14 protein-coding genes are annotated in these 18,505 nt (G+C 32.1%); 6 read left to right on the forward strand and 8 right to left on the reverse strand.

From position 1 onward, the window contains the following. Positions 1-16: 16 nt before the first annotated feature. Complete coding sequence (locus tag WY13_RS02710) at positions 17-715, reverse strand: ATP-binding protein (protein ID WP_063554176.1); 699 nt, start codon at positions 713-715, stop codon at positions 17-19. A 185-nt stretch (positions 716-900) separates the two neighbouring features. Continuing rightward, positions 901-2,313 carry a group II intron reverse transcriptase/maturase gene (gene ltrA / locus WY13_RS02715; protein WP_063554240.1) on the reverse strand — a complete coding sequence of 471 codons (1,413 nt, stop codon included), beginning with the start codon at positions 2,311-2,313 and terminating at the stop codon, positions 901-903. 1,035 nt (positions 2,314-3,348) lie between these two features. Between ltrA and WY13_RS02720 the strand changes: the two genes are divergently transcribed. After that, positions 3,349-4,176, forward strand: coding sequence for a methyl-accepting chemotaxis protein (locus WY13_RS02720; protein ID WP_082848352.1), 828 nt, complete (start codon positions 3,349-3,351; stop codon positions 4,174-4,176). Between the two features lie 197 nt (positions 4,177-4,373). Here the strand turns inward: WY13_RS02720 and WY13_RS02725 are convergent, their stop codons facing one another. Continuing rightward, positions 4,374-5,753: an ATP-binding protein gene (locus tag WY13_RS02725; RefSeq protein WP_063554177.1), complete on the reverse strand. Its 1,380-nt coding sequence runs from the start codon at positions 5,751-5,753 to the stop codon at positions 4,374-4,376. Positions 5,754-5,889: 136 nt separating this feature from the next. Between WY13_RS02725 and larE the strand changes: the two genes are divergently transcribed. Together larE and WY13_RS02735 are read left to right on the forward strand one after the other, a co-directional pair. Then, positions 5,890-6,708 (forward strand): ATP-dependent sacrificial sulfur transferase LarE, encoded by an 819-nt coding sequence (gene larE / locus WY13_RS02730; RefSeq protein WP_063554178.1) that lies wholly within the window; start codon positions 5,890-5,892, stop codon positions 6,706-6,708. 52 nt (positions 6,709-6,760) lie between these two features. After that, entirely contained in the window at positions 6,761-7,552 is a 792-nt protein-coding gene (locus WY13_RS02735) for a 4Fe-4S binding protein (protein WP_063554179.1), read from the forward strand. Between the two features lie 264 nt (positions 7,553-7,816). Here the strand turns inward: WY13_RS02735 and asnB are convergent, their stop codons facing one another. From asnB to WY13_RS02755, 4 genes are all read right to left on the reverse strand, one after another. Continuing rightward, on the reverse strand, positions 7,817-9,658 hold the full coding sequence (asnB, locus tag WY13_RS02740; protein ID WP_063554180.1) for an asparagine synthase (glutamine-hydrolyzing): 1,842 nt from the start codon (positions 9,656-9,658) through the stop codon (positions 7,817-7,819). A 107-nt stretch (positions 9,659-9,765) separates the two neighbouring features. Then, positions 9,766-10,623 carry a polysaccharide deacetylase family protein gene (locus WY13_RS02745; RefSeq protein ID WP_063554181.1) on the reverse strand — a complete coding sequence of 286 codons (858 nt, stop codon included), beginning with the start codon at positions 10,621-10,623 and terminating at the stop codon, positions 9,766-9,768. A gap of 360 nt (positions 10,624-10,983) precedes the next feature. Next, positions 10,984-12,645, reverse strand: a complete 1,662-nt coding sequence (locus tag WY13_RS02750; RefSeq protein ID WP_063554182.1) for a glutamine--tRNA ligase/YqeY domain fusion protein — start codon at positions 12,643-12,645, stop codon at positions 10,984-10,986. Positions 12,646-13,006: 361 nt separating this feature from the next. Next, on the reverse strand, positions 13,007-13,648 hold the full coding sequence (locus WY13_RS02755) for a YidC/Oxa1 family membrane protein insertase (protein WP_063554183.1): 642 nt from the start codon (positions 13,646-13,648) through the stop codon (positions 13,007-13,009). Between the two features lie 479 nt (positions 13,649-14,127). On the opposite strand from WY13_RS02755, the gene WY13_RS02765 reads away from it, so the two are divergent. The 3 genes from WY13_RS02765 to WY13_RS02775 all read left to right on the forward strand — a co-directional run bounded on the left by WY13_RS02765 (position 14,128) and on the right by WY13_RS02775 (position 17,720). Next, entirely contained in the window at positions 14,128-15,327 is a 1,200-nt protein-coding gene (locus tag WY13_RS02765; protein ID WP_063554185.1) for a MerR family transcriptional regulator, read from the forward strand. Positions 15,328-15,399: 72 nt separating this feature from the next. After that, positions 15,400-16,578, forward strand: a complete 1,179-nt coding sequence (locus tag WY13_RS02770) for a DegT/DnrJ/EryC1/StrS family aminotransferase (RefSeq protein ID WP_063554186.1) — start codon at positions 15,400-15,402, stop codon at positions 16,576-16,578. Positions 16,579-16,598: 20 nt separating this feature from the next. Beyond that, positions 16,599-17,720 carry a DegT/DnrJ/EryC1/StrS family aminotransferase gene (locus tag WY13_RS02775; protein WP_063554187.1) on the forward strand — a complete coding sequence of 374 codons (1,122 nt, stop codon included), beginning with the start codon at positions 16,599-16,601 and terminating at the stop codon, positions 17,718-17,720. A 64-nt stretch (positions 17,721-17,784) separates the two neighbouring features. Here WY13_RS02775 and WY13_RS02780 read toward each other — a convergent pair whose 3' ends face one another. Then, positions 17,785-18,480, reverse strand: coding sequence for a hypothetical protein (locus WY13_RS02780; protein WP_063554188.1), 696 nt, complete (start codon positions 18,478-18,480; stop codon positions 17,785-17,787). Positions 18,481-18,505: the final 25 nt, after the last annotated feature.

The following is an 18,505-nucleotide window of genomic DNA, read 5'->3' on the forward strand; positions in this document are numbered from 1 at the left end:
CTCCACTATCTATTGCCTAAATTGATATTATAACTTCCTCATAAGGAATTATTGTCTTTGCCCTAAGCATTGCATTTTTCACTGCATTTACAATACCTGAGCAGCATGGTACTTCCATTCTCACTACAGTTATACTTTTTAAATCATTTTTTTCTATAATTTCAGTTAATTTATCTTCATAATATTTAATGTCGTCTAACTTAGGACACCCTATTACTGTAATGTGATCCTTTATAAATTTTTTATGAAAATCTCCACAGGCATATGCAGTACAATCAGCAGCTACAAGTAACTTTGCATTCTTAAGATAAGGTGCATTGGTATTTATAAGTCTTAATTGAACAGGCCACTGTGTTAACTCAGAAGCAGCACTAAAATCTTCTAGATTCTTTTTATCTGTATACTCATTTTTATCTGAAGCTCTCTCTATTTTTCTAGCTGCTGTACCTGGACATCCGCAGGGCATAGCTTCTTCCTTTTCTTTAGCCTTTTTAGCAACTAGTTCCTCGTCATAATCCTTACTTTCTCTTTCAATTATACTTATAGCTCCTGTAGGGCATTCAGGAAGACAGTCACCAAGTCCGTCACAGTACTCATCACTTATAAGTTCAGCTTTTCCATTTACAAGTTCAATAGCACCTTCATGACATGCATTTACGCAAAGTCCACATCCATTGCATTTCTCTTTATTTATATTAACAATTTTTCTTATCATAATATTTTCTCCTCCTTACTTTACTGTCTATATTATAATAAAATGCAGTCATAAAATCTGTAACATATGTTACTAAGTCTAAAGAGTAAATAACAAATAATCGAGTAGGAGCTGAATAATTACTTTATTCAGCGACCTCTCACACCACTGTGCGTACCGTTCGGTACACAGCGGTTCAATAGAAATTAATGTACTTGCTTATATCTTTTAAGAATACTTGTATATCCCATCTTTTCAAGATAGGAATTTGTCAGTGTTGTTGAAAGTATGGGGCTATTGGCTATTCGCCAATAGCTTTTCCTTGTATTTGCATACTCCCATGCCTTACCATCTTTAACCCCAAGCTTTCTTAAATTATCATGCTTGGTCTTAATTCTTTTCCACTGTTTCCAAAAGCACATTCTAAGCCTTCGTCTAGTCCATTCATCTAGTTCCTTTGTTAGATTAGATATATCAGCTATTTTAAAATAATTTATCCATCCTATTATGCATTGGCGAAGCTTTATCATTCTCTGTTTCATATTTAAAGCGTTGCTCCTAGCAGTAATTGCTTTGATTTTCGTTTTAAACTTCCTTACAGATTTTTCATGTGCTCTTATTCCTATCTTTCCATACCACTGGTAGAATGTGAACCCTAAGAATTTTCTTCTCCAAGGTCTATCAACTGCACTTTTATCTTTGTTAACTTTAAGCTTTAGTTTATTTTCAATAAATTCAGTTATGCTGTGCATAACCCTGTCGCCTGCCTTTTTACTTCTAACATAAATATTATTATCATCGGCATAACGACAAAATTTATGTCCTCTTTTTTCAAGCTCTCGGTCAAGTTCTGTTAGCATAATGTTACTAAGTAATGGACTCAAAGGGCCTCCTTGTGGACATCCTTTTCCAGTTTCAATGATTACTCCATTTATCATTACACCACTTTGTAAAAATAACCTTATTAATTTTAATACTCTTTTATCCTTAATTTCCCTCGCTACTAAAGCCATTAGCTTATCATGATTTACAGTATCAAAATATTTAGCAAGGTCTATATCTACAACCCACTTGTATCCTTTTTCCATATATTCTTTTGCTCTCCTTATAGCTTGCTTTGCATCCCTATTTGGTCTAAATCCATAGCTATTGTCAGAGAATGTTTTTTCAAATATTGGTGTTAACACTTGAGCTACTGCTTGTTGAATAGTTCTATCAACTACTGTTGGAATTCCAAGTAATCTTATTCCCCCATCAGGCTTTGGTATTTCTACTCGCCTAACGGCTTTGGGACGGTAAGTCCCATCCAATATACTTGCTATTAAAATCTTACCATTTTGTTTTAGGTATTGTAGAAGTTCATCTACTTTCATCCCATCTATTCCATGGCTTCCTTTGTTGGATTTGACTCTTTTATAGGCAATATTCATGTTTTTCCTATCGAGTATCCTTTCTAGCAAGTTATTGGCATATAGCTTTTCATCGTCTCGTCCTCTATTAAATGCCGTAGAAATACTATGCGCTCTCATACTATTTTGGGGTTCCACCCCTATTTCATATGACCAGCCTTCTTTATATGAAGTTGTCTGCAATTTTTGCATTTCTCTCGAATTTTTCAAGTTTCCAAGACCTCCCATTGTTCCGTCCTTCCCAGTTCATTCATGACTGGACTGGTACTATGACTTCTGCTGACTTCTGACAGTTCAATTATATATTGCTATATAGGTTGTTATTTTAAAATTCATTTCCATAACGTATCTGTCAGACCTCCCTAGGTAAGAACGACAACCTTCATCTCATATATCTGCCACATTTACTCCTTAAAATTTCAGGTAGCGTTGGACTTTGTTTTGTTATGCAAACTCGTCCGTTCTAAGTAAGCCTTATATGTGGTTCGTGTTCCTCAGACCGAGACTTTGCCTAGGACTTCCTTCAGATTCCTCCTCACGGAGGACACCCTTGTCTTCGGCTAGTGGTTCCCACTACCAAGTCCACAGCGGACTTTCACCGCCAAGTTGTTGCCCATGCTGGGCGCACATGATACCTTTCCTTTTAAATAGAGAAAAGGAAACGAAAATTTCGTTTCCTTTCCTACTACTTATTGTACAATTATCTTCTGCATCCACATCCGCAACATAACAATAACAGTATTATTATTATTACTACTTCTCTTCCTCTACCATCGTGTCTACATGACATAAAGAACCCTCCTTATCTTCCTAAAATAATTCTAAGCTATCTAATTTCTCATCATTTGCTCTACACTTTATTATATTAATTAAGTTTATAAAGGTTACTATTAAGTTAAAAAACTATCATTTTTAGTATTAGTAACTAGCAACATCTAGATTCACAGCCACAACCGCAGCATAGTAATAATATTATTATAACTATTATTACCTCTTTTCCGAAACAACCACATCTGCGTGACATAAAGTTTCCCTCCTTGTCTTCTTTTAATATTTTTATAAATATTTATTGATTCTCACTTTTCATCATCTGTTCTATACTTCTATAATATTAATCAAGTTAATAAATGTTACTTCTAATTTCTTCTAGCGACAATTAGAAATTTGTCTTATTTAAAATATATGATATAGTTATATGTGAAAATGTTTAACTATACCATAAAAATTTGGAGGTACATAATACTTATGGATGAATTAGAAATTAATAATAAGTTGCAACAAGCTTTTGATACCTTAATCCCCTATATGCATTACTTTTTTGATGATGAAATAGCCTTTACCATGTCAACTACAACTCATTTTTTAAGAGTAGTAAATAGCAAAAACATTAATATGAATGCAAAACCGGGAGATCCTTTAAGGCCTACTGGCGCGGCTTATGAATGTATAAAAGCAAGAAAACCTATTTCTACTATAGTCCCTAAAGAAACTTTTGGTGTAGAAATAAAAGCTATAGGACTACCTGTAAAGGAAGGTAATGAAATCATAGGAAGCATAGTACTCGTAAAAAGTTTGGAGAGGCACAATAAATTTGTTGAGATGTCTAAAGTACTGTCAAGTGCAATAGAAACTCTTTCAGAAACCTCAAGTGTACTATCTTCTGATATAGATGAAATGACAAAACATAATGAAGTACTATTATCAGAAGTAAATGATGCCTCTGATAAAACTAAAAATACAGATGAAGTTTTAAATTTCATAAGGAATATAGCATCTGAGACTAATCTACTAGGATTAAATGCATCTATTGAAGCAGCAAGAGCTGGAGATCAGGGAAAAGGATTTTCAGTAGTAGCAAACCAGATAAGAAAGTTATCCAATTCCAGCAGTAAGTCTATAAACGAAATAAATTCTACATTAACTGAAATAGAGAGATCTGTAGCCAAAATATCTGAAGGCCTTGCATCAACAAAAGATACTTTTAATAACCAATTCTCTAAAATCCATGAAATAGATTCTTCCATAAATAACTTATCTGAATTGGTAGACAAGCTTAGGGATTTATCTGAATAAATCAATGAATCTTACTTAGTGGGAAAAGCGACTATCACCAAATCAAAGATTTGGTGATAGTCGCTTTTCCCACTAAGTCTAGATGAATTATCTAGGGGCGTAGCTACTGTTACCTCCCACTTTGATAGAAGTGGGAGTATTATACAGTAGGTAGCCATCAGATAAAACTCAGGAATTTAACTTCCTGAGTTTTCCTTTTAATTAAGATTGTTTTTCTCTATAAGCTTATGCCCTTCTATCCAATCTACAAATTGTCTTGCAGTTCTTGCAGAACGTCCATTGTACCAGAGTTCCCATTTAAGAGCCTCCCTATGTAAAGTATCTTTGTCTATATTTAATTTTCTTCTTTCAGCTATTCCATCTACAATCTGCAAATACTTATTTTTATCTGGAGATACAAATACTACATTTATTCCAAATCTATCTGCCAGTGAAAGTTTTTCCTGCACACTATCTCCTTCATGTACTTCCCCTTCGGATCCGGAATAGGAAGATGTCATTCTCTCATTAAAATATTCTTTTACAAGATGTCTTCTATTTGATGTAGCATATATTATAATATTCGAGGATTTATTTTCAAGTCCTCCTTCAAGTATGGACTTGAGTGCAGTATAACTTTCTTCATCATCCCCAAATACAAGGTCATCTATAAATATAATAAATTTTTCAGGCCTGTTTTTTAATTTTCTTATTATATTGGGGAAATCTACAAGATAAGATTTTGGAAGTTCAATCATACGAAGTCCTTGAGTATAATATTTATTGAGTATGGCTTTTACTGTGGACGATTTACCTGTACCCCTATCTCCATGGAGAAGTACATTGTTTGCAAAAAATCCATTTAAAAACTGCAGTGTATTTTCTATTACTATTTGGTGCTCTCTCTCATATCCAATAAGATCTGAAAGATCAATAGGATCAGGATTTTCAATTCCCTTAAAGCAGCCTTTGCCCTCAATATGTTCCCATATAAAAGCTCTATAACGAGCAAAAATTCCACAACCATAGTGATTATGAAAATCTTGAATATCATTTACACATTCATCCCAGCTAGCACTATTATAAAGTTTTTGTTTTATGTTTCTTACATACCCTGGACTATTTATACCTTCAAAATCAAGTTCTGTTCTCCACTCCGGTAATCTCTCTACCATCTGTTTTAATTTACCGTCAGAAATATACTTTAACACACTTTCCTTTACATCTGTGGAAGTTAATTTAGCAATATAGCAAAGATTTCTTAAATCGTTTTTAGCAGCTTCCTTAATTACATCTTCTTCTTTTTTTAATTCTTTGTTTTCAGCTTTCATGGAAAATGGATTTTCATTAAAAATAACTTTATCCATGATATATTCCTGTAGAGAACAATAGCCACTGTTTACTAATTTAAAAAAGAAATCATTGTACATGTTTGCAGTGCAACCTACATTGATTTTCTCCATATCAATATAGCTTATAAGATTTCTTAAATTTTTTATTACCTCATCTTCAAGTAAATTTCTATAAATAGATACTGAATCAAAGGCTAGTTTTACATATCTTATTTCAAAAATATTTTTTAAATTTGTGCTTTTCATAAAAAGCACCCCCCTATGTGTCTTTTTTTAGTATATATTTCATTTTAACACACAAGGATATGATTTTAAATCATATCGCAAATTCTATGTTATACTATACATGAACTTAAAACTATAGCACATTAGGGGGATAATTATGAATATAGAGAATTTAAAATTAGAAAACTTAAAAGAAAATTTAAGAAATATTAAAAGTGGAATAATTGCCTTCTCTGGCGGGGTGGACAGTACTTTTTTACTAAAAGTTGCCCATGATATACTTGAAGATAAAGTAATAGCAGTTACTGCTGCTTCATCTACTTATCCTAAAAGGGAATTAGAAGAAGCTAAAAAATATGCCAGATCAATAGGTGTAACACATTTAATTATAGAATCAGAAGAACTAGATATTAAAGGTTATAAAGAAAATCCCATAGACAGATGTTACTACTGTAAAAAAGAATTATTTTCAAAGCTAAAAAAAATTGCAGAAGAAAATAATGCAGCTTATGTTTTAGATGGAGCAAATTTGGATGACACTGGAGACTTTAGACCAGGCATGAAAGCAGCTAAAGAACTAGGTATATTAAGTCCTCTAAAAGAAGCTGAGCTTACCAAAGAAGATATTAGAAATCTTTCAAAAAGAATGGGACTTCCAACCTGGAACAAGCCTTCTTTTGCATGCCTCTCTTCCAGATTTCCTTATGGAAATGAGATCAGCAGTCAAAAACTAAAAATGGTAGAAGATGCAGAACAATTTCTTCTGGATTTAGGTTTTAAACAAGTTAGGGTAAGGCACCACAATGAAATTGCCCGAATTGAAGTTGATCCAGAAGAAAGAGCTAAGTTTTTTAATGTAGATTTGATGGATAAGGTTGGGAGAAAATTAAAAGAAATAGGTTTTACCTACGTAACCCTAGATCTATTAGGCTACAAAACTGGCAGCATGAATGTCGTATTAAAGGATTCTAAATAAAAACCAATTTGTCATACTATTAAAAAGCAATAGAAATAGGAGGGAATGCACTATGAATTATACTGCAATTTATTTTTCACCAACAGGAACTTCTGAAAAGAGTGTAGTTAGTATTACAAGGGAATTAGCAGAAAAAGCAGAAAGGAGGGACTTTAGACGAGTAGATCTTACAACTTATCCAGCAAAAGAAACAAAGGTTAAATTTTTCGAAAATGATTTTGTTGTATTTGGAACTCCTGTTTACGGCGGCCGTATTCCAAAAGTAGCAGCGCAACGTCTTGGTAATATTAGTGGAAAACAAACCCCCTGCATAGTAACAGTTACTTACGGTAATAGAGATTATGATGATGCACTTTTGGAACTAGCTGACCTTGTAAAATCAAATGGATTTGTAGTACAAGCAGCTGCAGCTCTAGTTGGGCAGCATACCTTTGGTGAAATTCAAGTAGGCAGGCCAAATGCATCTGATGAGAAAGAAGATCAGCAATTTGCCAAAAACTTTTTAAAAGCATTAAAAAAAATTCCCTGCAAAGGCAATGCAAAACTACCTATAAAAGGGAATCGTCCATACGTGGAAGGCGGTAACGGTGGAACTTTTCATCCACATACAGATGATACCTGCACTAAATGTGGACTATGTGTAAAAAATTGTCCTGTAGGTGCTATAGCTTCAGATTGCAGAACAATTAATTCAGAACTCTGTATTTCTTGTTTCCGCTGTATTCGTTACTGTCCATCTCAATCAAAAAACATGGATGATGCTAACTATATAAAATTTGCAAAAGAATTTTCTCAAAAGTTATCAGTTAGAAGAGAAAATGAATATTTTTTACCACAAAAATAAATTTATAACATACCACAAACAGAGTTCTAAGCATCAAGCAAGGTTTTCTAACTTAAAAATCAACTTATATGAAGGCATATTTTTACAATAATGAAGCCCTTTTAAATATTTTGTAACTAAGTCTAAGTATTTAACGAGCTGAAGGTTGTAAAAAATATCCAAAGTATAAGTTGATTTTTGTTTAGAAACTCTACATTTTATAGTGCTGAATTTTATCATTACATGACCTGTATAAGTTAACTTTCAGGCTAGAAACTCTATTTCTTAAAATTCTATCTTGATATTATACTCTTTAAGCCATGTATTTACCTGAATAAGATAAGCAAGAAGTTGTGGTCCTCTCATAAGTTGGCCAAACCAAGGTGCTTTAAAAGAAGATCCTCCTGTATCTATTAATGTCTTAACTGATTTTCTATCTATAAGTGGCAAAATAGGAGAACTTTTATCTTTCATAATATCTGACATCCGTTTTGTAACTATCTTTGTATATTCTGGATTATGAGTTTTTGGATAAGGACTCTTTTTTCTTTCAACAATTTCCTTTGGCAGTATTCCATCTAGTGCCTTTCTCAGTAAGCCCTTTTCTCTGCCCTTATAAAATTTTATCTCCGGTGGTATATTAAAAGCATACTCTACCAATCTATAATCTGCAAAAGGTACTCTAACTTCCAAACTATTAGACATACTCATACGATCTTTTCTATTTAAAAGTGTTATCATAAACCATTTTATATTTAAATAAAACAATTCTCTCATTCTATACTCTAATTTGGATTCACCATCTATGTGAGGCACCTGTTTTATACTGCTTTTATATTGTTCATTTAGATATTCCTCCAAATCAAGTGCCTTTAATTCATCAGACAATATTTCCTTTCTTGAATTAATAGATTTTGACCAAGGAAAAGTATCTGCATTAATGTCTTCTGGTCTCCTATACCACGGATATCCGCCAAAAATTTCATCTGCACATTCTCCTGACAGTGCAACTGTATTATCTTTCCTTATTTCCTTGCAAAAAAGATATAGTGAGGAATCAATATCTGCCATTCCAGGCAAATCACTAGCTCTTACAGAATCATAAAGGGCATCTGCTAAATCAGAACTTGTATTTATAATTCCATGATGAACACTTTTTATATAATCCGACATTTTTAGTGCCCAAACTCTATCCGGTGTAGGTTCAAAGGAATTTGCTTTAAAATATTTGTCATTATCTTCATAATCAATAGAGTAGGTATTTAAAGTCTTTCCTTGCTTTTTAAACTCTGCTGCAGCTACTGTAGATATAGCACTAGAATCAAGTCCTCCTGAAAGAAGCGTACAAACGGGTACATCTGCTACAAGCTGTCTCTTAATGGCATCTACAAGCAGTGTTTTTACATGCTGAGCTGTTGTTTCTGTATCTTCATTGTGAATTTTACACTGTGGTTTCCAGTACTCTCGCAGCTTAATACCATATCTATCATATAAAACATAATTGGCAGGTGGTACTTCAAATATGCCTTTAAATACACCTCCACCTAAAGATCTAGCAGGCCCAAGAGCAAATATTTCAGTCAAGCCATCCCTATCAACTACAGGTTCAATAAAGGGATGGGCGAGTAATGTTTTTATTTCTGAACCAAATATAAGTGAATTATTTTTTACTGTATAAAATAGGGGCTTTACTCCCAGTGGATCTCTTGCCATAAATATCTGATTTTTACTTTCATCCCATATTGCAAAAGCATATATTCCATTTATATGTTTCAAACAATTTATTCCCCAATGGATGTAACTAGTTAGAAGTACCTCTGTATCAGAATAGGATTTAAAAGAATAATTTTCTTTTATAAGTAATTTTCTTAAATCCTCAGTATTATAAAGTTCTCCATTGTATACAATAATATATCTCCTGCCATCTACACTTTTTGACATAGGCTGTGCACCACCAGAAGGATCCACAACTACAAGTCTCCTGTGCCCTAAAAGTACATTTTTAGAAAAGTAGTAGCCTGCATCGTCAGGTCCTCTTTTCTTTAAAGTATCTGTCATATTTAAAATAACATCTCTATTTTGGGAAATGTCCTCTTTTAAATTAATCCATCCTGCAATTCCACACATAAGAAGCCGCCTCCGAATAAATATTATTAATGTACATATAATTTAATCTATGATTTAAAAAATGTATATGTGAATAAATTTTTCTATTTATCCGATGACTACCTGCTCTAATTTAATGTTTCAAAAGTGTATCCTTTTGACTTTAAATACTGTATTACTTCAGGAAGGGCTTGTACTGTTGTTCCCTTTGCAGCGGCATCATGCATCAGAACTACTACAGTATTATCATTACTGTATTTTCTAAGCTCATTTAATAAAACATCCACAGGAACATTATTTCTCATAGCATCTCCAATCCAATCATTCCAATCCACATAATGATATCCTGCCTTTGTAACTGCATCTTTAAAAGGATCCAAATTCAAATGACGTGTGTTAAAAGAACCACCTGGAAACCTTAGTAGTTTTAAATTATAATCTTTTCCCACTATGGACTTAATTACTGTATCACATCTATTTATGTCATCTACAAATACTGATGGATCTTCCCTATATCTAAGTTCATGGCTGTAAGTATGGTTTCCAACTACATGTCCTTCTTTTACTTCTTCTTTTACCAAGTCCTTATTTCTCTCAGCATTTTGTCCAATTAAAAAGAAAGTTGCCTTTATATTATTTTGCTTCAAAATTGCAAGTATTTTTAAAGTATTTGGGGAAGGACCATCATCAAAAGTTAAGTAAGCCACTTTCTTTCCATCTGTTCTCTTGGTTTTCCAAGGCATATACGCTCCTGCAGGCTGCTTTGTTGTAAATCTCTCTTTCATTTCATCCTGCTGCTTTTTTTCAGCGCTTTTCTGCTGCTCTATTTTATTAGAAGCAGTTACTACTGCATGTTTTTTAGATGCAACTTTAGTTCCTATAAAAAATGCCCAACCAAAAATACATAAAAAAAGAATTCCTATAATTATACTATTTCTTCTCTTGATGATTCTATTTTTTCTAATTCTGTCCTCATATTTATTCATCAGTTCCATCTCCCTAATAAGATTCTAATGTCATACGGCATTTGAAAGAAAATAGCAAGTCAAAGATGCTGTGCATATTTTTTACCATACTGCCTAGATATTTCTTTGAAAATGCCTAAGTAAAATTAAAAAATAGTATTGGGATACCTTCCTTTAACTTCACTTCATTAATTTCCCTATCTATAGTATAATAAATCATCGTATTTTGCTACACATTATGATAAAATGTAATCATTTTGTAATTTGTTTTAACTACTTATTGATATATTCTAAAAAGTCTGAAATTATTCATCGGTATAAAAAAACTATAAAGAAGCTATTTATAGTACTATCACTTCTCTATAGTTAAATTATTTTAGATTATTTTTTTATTTTAAAAGAACTCTTAAGAGATACTATTCTATTAAATACTAGCTTTCCTCCTTGAAAAAATCTAGGATCAACATTGAAATATCCATGTCTGAAAAATTGAAATTTTTGGCCTGATTTTGCATTTTTCATATCAGGCTCCAAAAATCCATTTAATATTTCCAAGGAATTTGGATTCACATTATCTAAAAATGAATCACTGCCTTCTTCTTCCTTTTCATCTAAAATTAAAGGCTCATAAAGTCTTATTTCTGCTGGAATTGCGGTACTTGCATTTACCCAGTGAAGTGTACCTCTAACTTTTCTTCCGTCAGGACTATTTCCCCCCTTTGATGCAGGATCATAGCTGCAGTGAAGCTCTTTTATGTTCCCTTCTTCATCCTTTATGACTTCTTCACATTTTATAAAATAAGCACCTTTTAACCTAACTTCATTTCCCGGAAATAATCTATAATATTTTTTAGGTGGATTTTCCATAAAGTCTTCTTGTTCAATGTATATTTCCTTTGAAAAAGGTACTTTTCTAGTTCCTGCTGTAGGATCATCTGGATTATTTTCAATTTCAAAAGTATCACATTGTCCTTCAGGATAATTTGTTATTACGACTTTTAGTGGTCTTAAAACAGCCATAGTTCTAGGTGCTTTTGTTTCCAGATCATCTCTTAAAAAGTAATCCAGCATTTGAGAATCTACTATACTACTTGCTTTTGCCACGCCTATAGCTTTGCAGAATTTACAGACAGATTCTGGCGTAAATCCTCTTCTTCTAAGTCCTGCAATAGTTGGCATACGTGGATCATCCCAGCCATCTACAAAATTGTCATCCACTAATTTTTTAAGTTTTCTTTTACTCATTACCATATTTGTAATGTTAAGCCTAGCAAACTCTATCTGCTTTGGCACATTTTCCATTTCACATTCACGCACTACCCAATCATAAAGAGGTCTGTGATCCTCAAACTCAAGTGTACATATGGAGTGAGTTACTCCTTCAATGGCATCTTCTAGCGGATGTGCAAAATCGTACATAGGATATATGCACCATTTATCTCCAGTATTATGATGTGGGGCATGTGCTATACGATATATAATTGGATCTCTCATATTTATGTTAGGAGAGGTCACATCAATTTTAGCTCTTAAAACTTTTTCTCCATCTTTAAATTCTCCATTTTTCATTCTTTCAAATAATTCAAGATTTTCTTCTACAGTTCTATTTCTATAAGGACTTTCCTTACCAGGTTTAGTTAAAGTACCCCTATATTCTCTTATTTCATCTGGAGTCAAATCGCACACAAAAGCCTTACCTTTTTTTATTAAAAGTAATGCTCTTTTATACATTTCATCAAAATAACTGGAGGCAAAGTGCAATTCATCCCAGTCATATCCAAGCCATTTTACATCTTCTTTTATTGACTCTACATATTCCGTATCCTCTTTTGAAGGATTAGTATCATCAAATCTTAAATTAGTTCTTCCACCAAATTCATCTGCCAATCCAAAATTTAAAACTATTGACTTTGCATGGCCTATATGTAAATATCCATTAGGTTCTGGAGGAAACCTTGTTATTATTTTTTTATACTTTCCTGACTTCATGTCTTCTTCTACCATGTTTTTAATAAAATTTGATGAACTCTTGCTTTCTTCCATAAGTTAACCATCCTTTTCTAAAACTTATTTATCTGATGGCTACCTACTGTAACACTCCCACGCACACAGCGAAAGCGACTATCGCCAAATCAAAGATTTGGGATATCTGCTTTTCTATCAAAGTGGGAGATAACAGTAGATACGCCCCTAGATAATTCATCTAAACTTAGTGGGAGAAACAAAACTCTAAAGAGAAAGCGATTCACTTTAAATCAAAGATTTAAGTTCTCTGCTTTTCCCACTAAGTAAGATTCATTGATATGTACATCAGAGTGGTAATCGTTACCTGACCAAATCATTATTTGAATTCTCTGATTGAAAGAAAAGGCATTTTTTATAAGTAAATGCCTTTTCTAAATATCTATACAAATTGCTTGTTTTTAATATAAATTCTAAAGGCTATCTCTTCTACAAGCGAAAAAACACTAGATGTTATAAAATACAATCCAAGTGCTATTGGAGCCTTAATTGTTATTAAAAGTCCAATTACTCCAGGAAGTATAGCTGACATCTTATTGTACTGTACTTCTTTATAGACTTTAAAATAATCTATAGAATTTACTAGGCCAGGCAGCATTGAAATGATCGAATACATTATAGGAACTATGAAATAACTATCGCTTAATTTTATTGAAGCTACCCAAGGTATAAGCACTGTACCTGAAACTACAGGCATGTTTATAATGGTTTTATAAAGCCCCCCTATTATAGGAAGCTGAATAATTGTAAGCAAACATCCCATCATACTTTTTAAATTATCCTTATAACAGCTTTGTATTTCCTTTTCCATCTTAAGCTTATCATTTTTATACCTAATCTTTATGTCTTCCATCTTTTTAGCAACTTTCTGCTGTTTTAAAATGCTGAACCTTTGTTTCATAGACATAGGCATTAAAAGTACCTTTACAATTAAAGTGAGAACAACAACTGCAATACCCCAATCTCCCGTAAAATTAAATACATGATTTAGCAAAGCACCAAGTAAATTAAAAATAATGTTCATATAATATCTCCTATCTATAAATTATTATATTTTAAAACATTATTTTTAAATAAGGCTGTGTAAAGTATATCCACACTTTATATTTTTCGTAACTCACATACTGTTTTATATATAATTTTTTTGGATAACCCAATGCCCTTAAAACTATACATTCTATTAAATTATATCTAATACTTTCTCTTAAACTTTTATGTACCTGTAAAACACCAGAAAAAACTGCAGTTATACACATAAACAACAGAATAAAGTAGAAAATATTGAAAAAGTCCATGTTCATGATAAACATTCCTCTAAAATAAATTATATATCAAATACTTTTATTTGATATTACCATATAATGATTTTATATTCAACACAAACCCTTTATTTATGCTAATATAACCATAATATCACAAAAATATTATATATAAATAAAAAAATAATTATTGACCCTTACCTTACGTCATGTGTTACAATAATTTAAGCAGAGGTGATAAATAATGAATGCCCATAAATCAGAACTAGTAAGTATCGGCAAATTTGCCCATAAATCTGGTGTTACCTTGAGAACTTTAAGGTACTATGACAAAATAGGTCTTTTAAAACCCTGTGCCTATACTGAGTCTGGTCACCGATTATATAATGTTGAAGATTTTGGTAAGCTTCAAAAAATACTTACTCTTAAATTTATAGGTCTTTCACTTGAGGATATATCTAAAATAATGAACTATGATTTAAATCAAGGTGATTTAAAAAGATCTCTCCAAATACAAAAAAAGATAATGAAAGAAAAAATATACCATATTGAAGCTGTAATAAAATCCATAGATGAAGCTGTGCATATGCTTGACAATGACAAGGAACTCAATTGGAACAAGTTTATAAACATAATAAGCATAGTAAATACAGATCAAAAGTGGATGGAACAATATGAAAATGCCTCTAATTTAAAAGCCAGAATAAGAATTCATGAACTTTTCAGCACAAATAAGCGAGGATGGATGAAATGGTTTTTTAATCAATTAAGTATTCCTTCCAAAGCTTCTATTTTGGAACTTGGATGTGGTAATGGGGAGTTATGGCAAAAAAACTTGGATAAAATTCCTGAAGGTTGGAATATTACTCTTACTGATTTTTCCCCTGGAATGCTTCAGGATGCAAAAAATAATTTAGGCATTAATTCAAAAAGATTTACGTTTAAAATAGCAGATGTACAAAATATACCCTATGAGAACAATAGTTTTAACGTAGTAATAGCAAACCATGTATTATACCATGTAAGTGATGTAGACAAATCCCTTTCAGAGATTTATCGTGTTTTAAAACCTAAGGGCTATTTTTATGCCTCAACTGTAGGTAAAAATCATATGAAGGAAATGAGAGAAATCGTCAAAAAATATAGCTTTAAGAATATAACTACAGATAGTTTTAATATTACAGAAAGTTTTCAACTTGAAAATGGTCTATTAAAACTCTCTAAGTGGTTTAAAGATGTAATAATGAAAAGATATAGCGATAACTTAAAGCTAACAGCTGCATCTCCTCTCATAGACTATATATTTTCTATGCCCGGCAATACAAAAACTACATTTGACAAAGATAAACTTGAATCCTTTGCAGAATACTTGCAGTCTGAAATAAGTAAAAATGGGTATATTTATATAACAAAAGATACTGGTTTTTTTGAAAGTAGGAAATAGCTTTATGCATCAACCTACAATCTAAAAACTTATATAATAAACAACGAAATGAAATGAAAGGATTGATTATAAATGAATAAGAAAATACCATTCTCACCACCAGATATAGGTGAAGACGAAATAAATGCAGTTGTAGAAGTTTTAAAATCAGGATGGATTACTACAGGTCCAAAATGTGCTGAATTTGAAAAAAAGATTGCCGAATATTGTAATAGTGATAAAGCACTAGCTGTAAACAGTAATTCTGCTGGACTAGAACTTGTATTGAAGGAATTTGACATAAAAGCAGGAGATGAAGTCATAACTACTCCTTATACTTATACTGCAACAGCAAGTGCTGCTATACGTAGAGGAATAAAACCAAAGTTAGTAGATATAGAAAAGGATTCTTTCTTAATTGATTTAGAAAAATTAGCAGATGCTATAACACCTAAGACAAAAGCTATATATACAGTAGATGTTGCAGGAGTACCTATAGATTATGATGCTGTTCGCAAAATATTAAAGGATAAAAATCGCGAAGATATAATTTTTGTATCGGATTCCGCTCACTCCTTTGGTGCAAAATACAAAGGCAAAAGAGTTGGTTCTCAAGCCGATTTCCATGTTTTCTCCTTTCATGCAGTGAAAAACTTTACTACTGCTGAAGGCGGTGCAATAACATTTAACGAGAATGATAAATTTGATAAAAAAGACTTATATAAGGATTTTAAGTTGGAATCCCTACATGGTCAATCAAAAGATGCTCTTTCCAAAATGCAGGCAGGTGCGTGGAAATATGATATAGTCACAGATGGTGGTAAGTGTAACTTAACTGATATATCTGCAGCTATAGGTTTGGCACAATTTCCAAGATATGAAGAAATGCTAAAAAAACGTAAAGCTATATTCGATTTATATACTAAATTTTTAAGTGAAAAGGATTGGGCTATAATTCCATTTAAGAAAGATGCTATACGTGAAACTTCATACCACTTATATCTTCTTCGTATAAAAGACTTTAGTGAAGATCAAAGAAATGAAGTAATAAAATCCCTTGCAGCAAAAGATATAGCTACTAATGTTCACTATACTCCTTTGCCTATGTTTACACTTTACAAAAATTTAGGTTACGATATAAAAGATTATCCAAATGCATATGATCACTATGCAAATGAAATTTCTGTACCAGTTTATTCTCTTCTTAAATTGGAAGATGCCGAATATGTCGTTAAAGAATTAATTTCTGCCGTAGAAAAAGTCATGAAATAAATTGAAAGCGAGGACAAAAAATGAAAGTTAATTTTTTTACACCTACAAGAGAATACTTAGAAAAGAAAGAAGAATTTAATAAAGCTATATCCGCTGTACTTGAAAGTGGGAGCTTTATATTTGGGCCTCAAGTGTCAGAACTTGAAGAAGAAATAAAAAAATATACAGGAGCCAAGCATGCCATAGCTGTAGCTTCTGGAACAGATGCTCTTTTAGTTGCTTCTCATGCGCTAGGATTTAAAGATGGAGATGAAATTATAACTTCCCCTTTTACATTTTTAGCTTCAACTTCTTGTATAGCTAAATTAAATGCAAAACCAGTTTTTGTTGATGTAGATGAAGATACTTTTAATCTAGATGCAAATAAAATCGAAGAAAAAATAACTTCAAAAACTGCAAGTATATTACCAATACATCTTTTTTCACAGATGGCGGACATGGACAAAATAATGGATATAGCATCCAAACATAATTTAAGCGTTTTAGAAGATGCTGCAGAAGCCTTTGGTATGCAGTGGGGAGGTTCCTCAAGTGAATATAAACATTCTGGTACTATAGGTGATATTGGTATTTATTCGTTTTTCCCAACAAAAACACTAGGTGGTTACGGCGATGGAGGCATGATAGTAACTAATAATGACAAGTTAGCTGAAACTGCTAAAATGCTTAGAGTACATGGTGCTTCTAAAAAATATCATTATGACTATATAGGATATAATTCAAGACTTGATTCTATTCAAGCTGCTGTACTTTTAGTTAAACTAAAGTATATAGACAATGCACTTAAACAAAGACAAAAGGTAGCTGATTGGTACAAAGAAAGACTTGCTGGTTGTGACTATATAAAACTTCCTACAGTTAAAGGAAATCAAAAACCAGTATATTATGCATTTAATACATTAGTAGAAAAAAGAGATGAGCTTGCTGCATACTTAAAGGAAAATGAAATTGGAACTAGTATTTATTATCCAATCCCTCTTCATCTTCAAAAGTGCTTTGATTATTTAGGCTATAAAAAGGGCGATTTTCCTGTAGCTGAAAAACTTTCGACTAAAGTTTTAGCTCTTCCTATATACCCTGAAATAACTGAAGATGAAGTTAACTTTGTATGTGAAACCATTAAAAAATTCTATACAAAATAACATTATACAAAAAGCAGTATTTAGTTTTTACACTAAGTACTGCTTTACAAAATTAATCACATTTTCAAAGCATTATATATATTTTATCCGAGAGTGTAAGCCCTCCAGGATTCCAACACCTTTGAGGACATTTCATAATCTTGTATGGCATATGCAAATCATTTATGAACTTATAGAATTCATTATCAAGCCATGGAGGAGTCCAACTTCCCGACCTACATATGTGAATTACATTTATGTTATCATTTACTAAATGCTCCACCTTAGGATATTTTATAGAAAATGATTTATTTATTTCCTCAAATTCACTTTTTTCTTCATAAGTATAAGGACTATAAACTATATTTGCTTTTTTTATAATACTGTCTTTTAAAAGTTTTCCAAGCCAATTGGCACAATTCAATTCAAAATCAAGTGACTTCATCCCGCCATAACCTAAATCAGAATGTGCATCAAAATTTATGACTTCATCACAATTATTGTTTTGAGCTATGAAATAAGAAAACTTATGGGAATCAGATACATATACCTTAGCTTTTCTTTCTATGGAAAAGCATTGTTCTATTTTACTCCAAAAGCCTTTCAGTTCATTACCAGTTCTAACTGTTTTTTCAATGTTTTCTCCCATTTGCCTATTTTTAAGATATCTCCTATACCACAATATAATATTTGTTCTCTTATTCTCAATATAAGAGCCACACCATTCCTCTCTTACAGGAATAAAATAATCCCAATCAATGCTGAGAAGATTTTTTTTCATAGCAATACACCTCACATATAACTAT

This window comes from Clostridium ljungdahlii, from assembly GCF_001636845.1.
Classification (GTDB): Bacteria; Bacillota; Clostridia; order Clostridiales; family Clostridiaceae; genus Clostridium_B; species Clostridium_B ljungdahlii_A.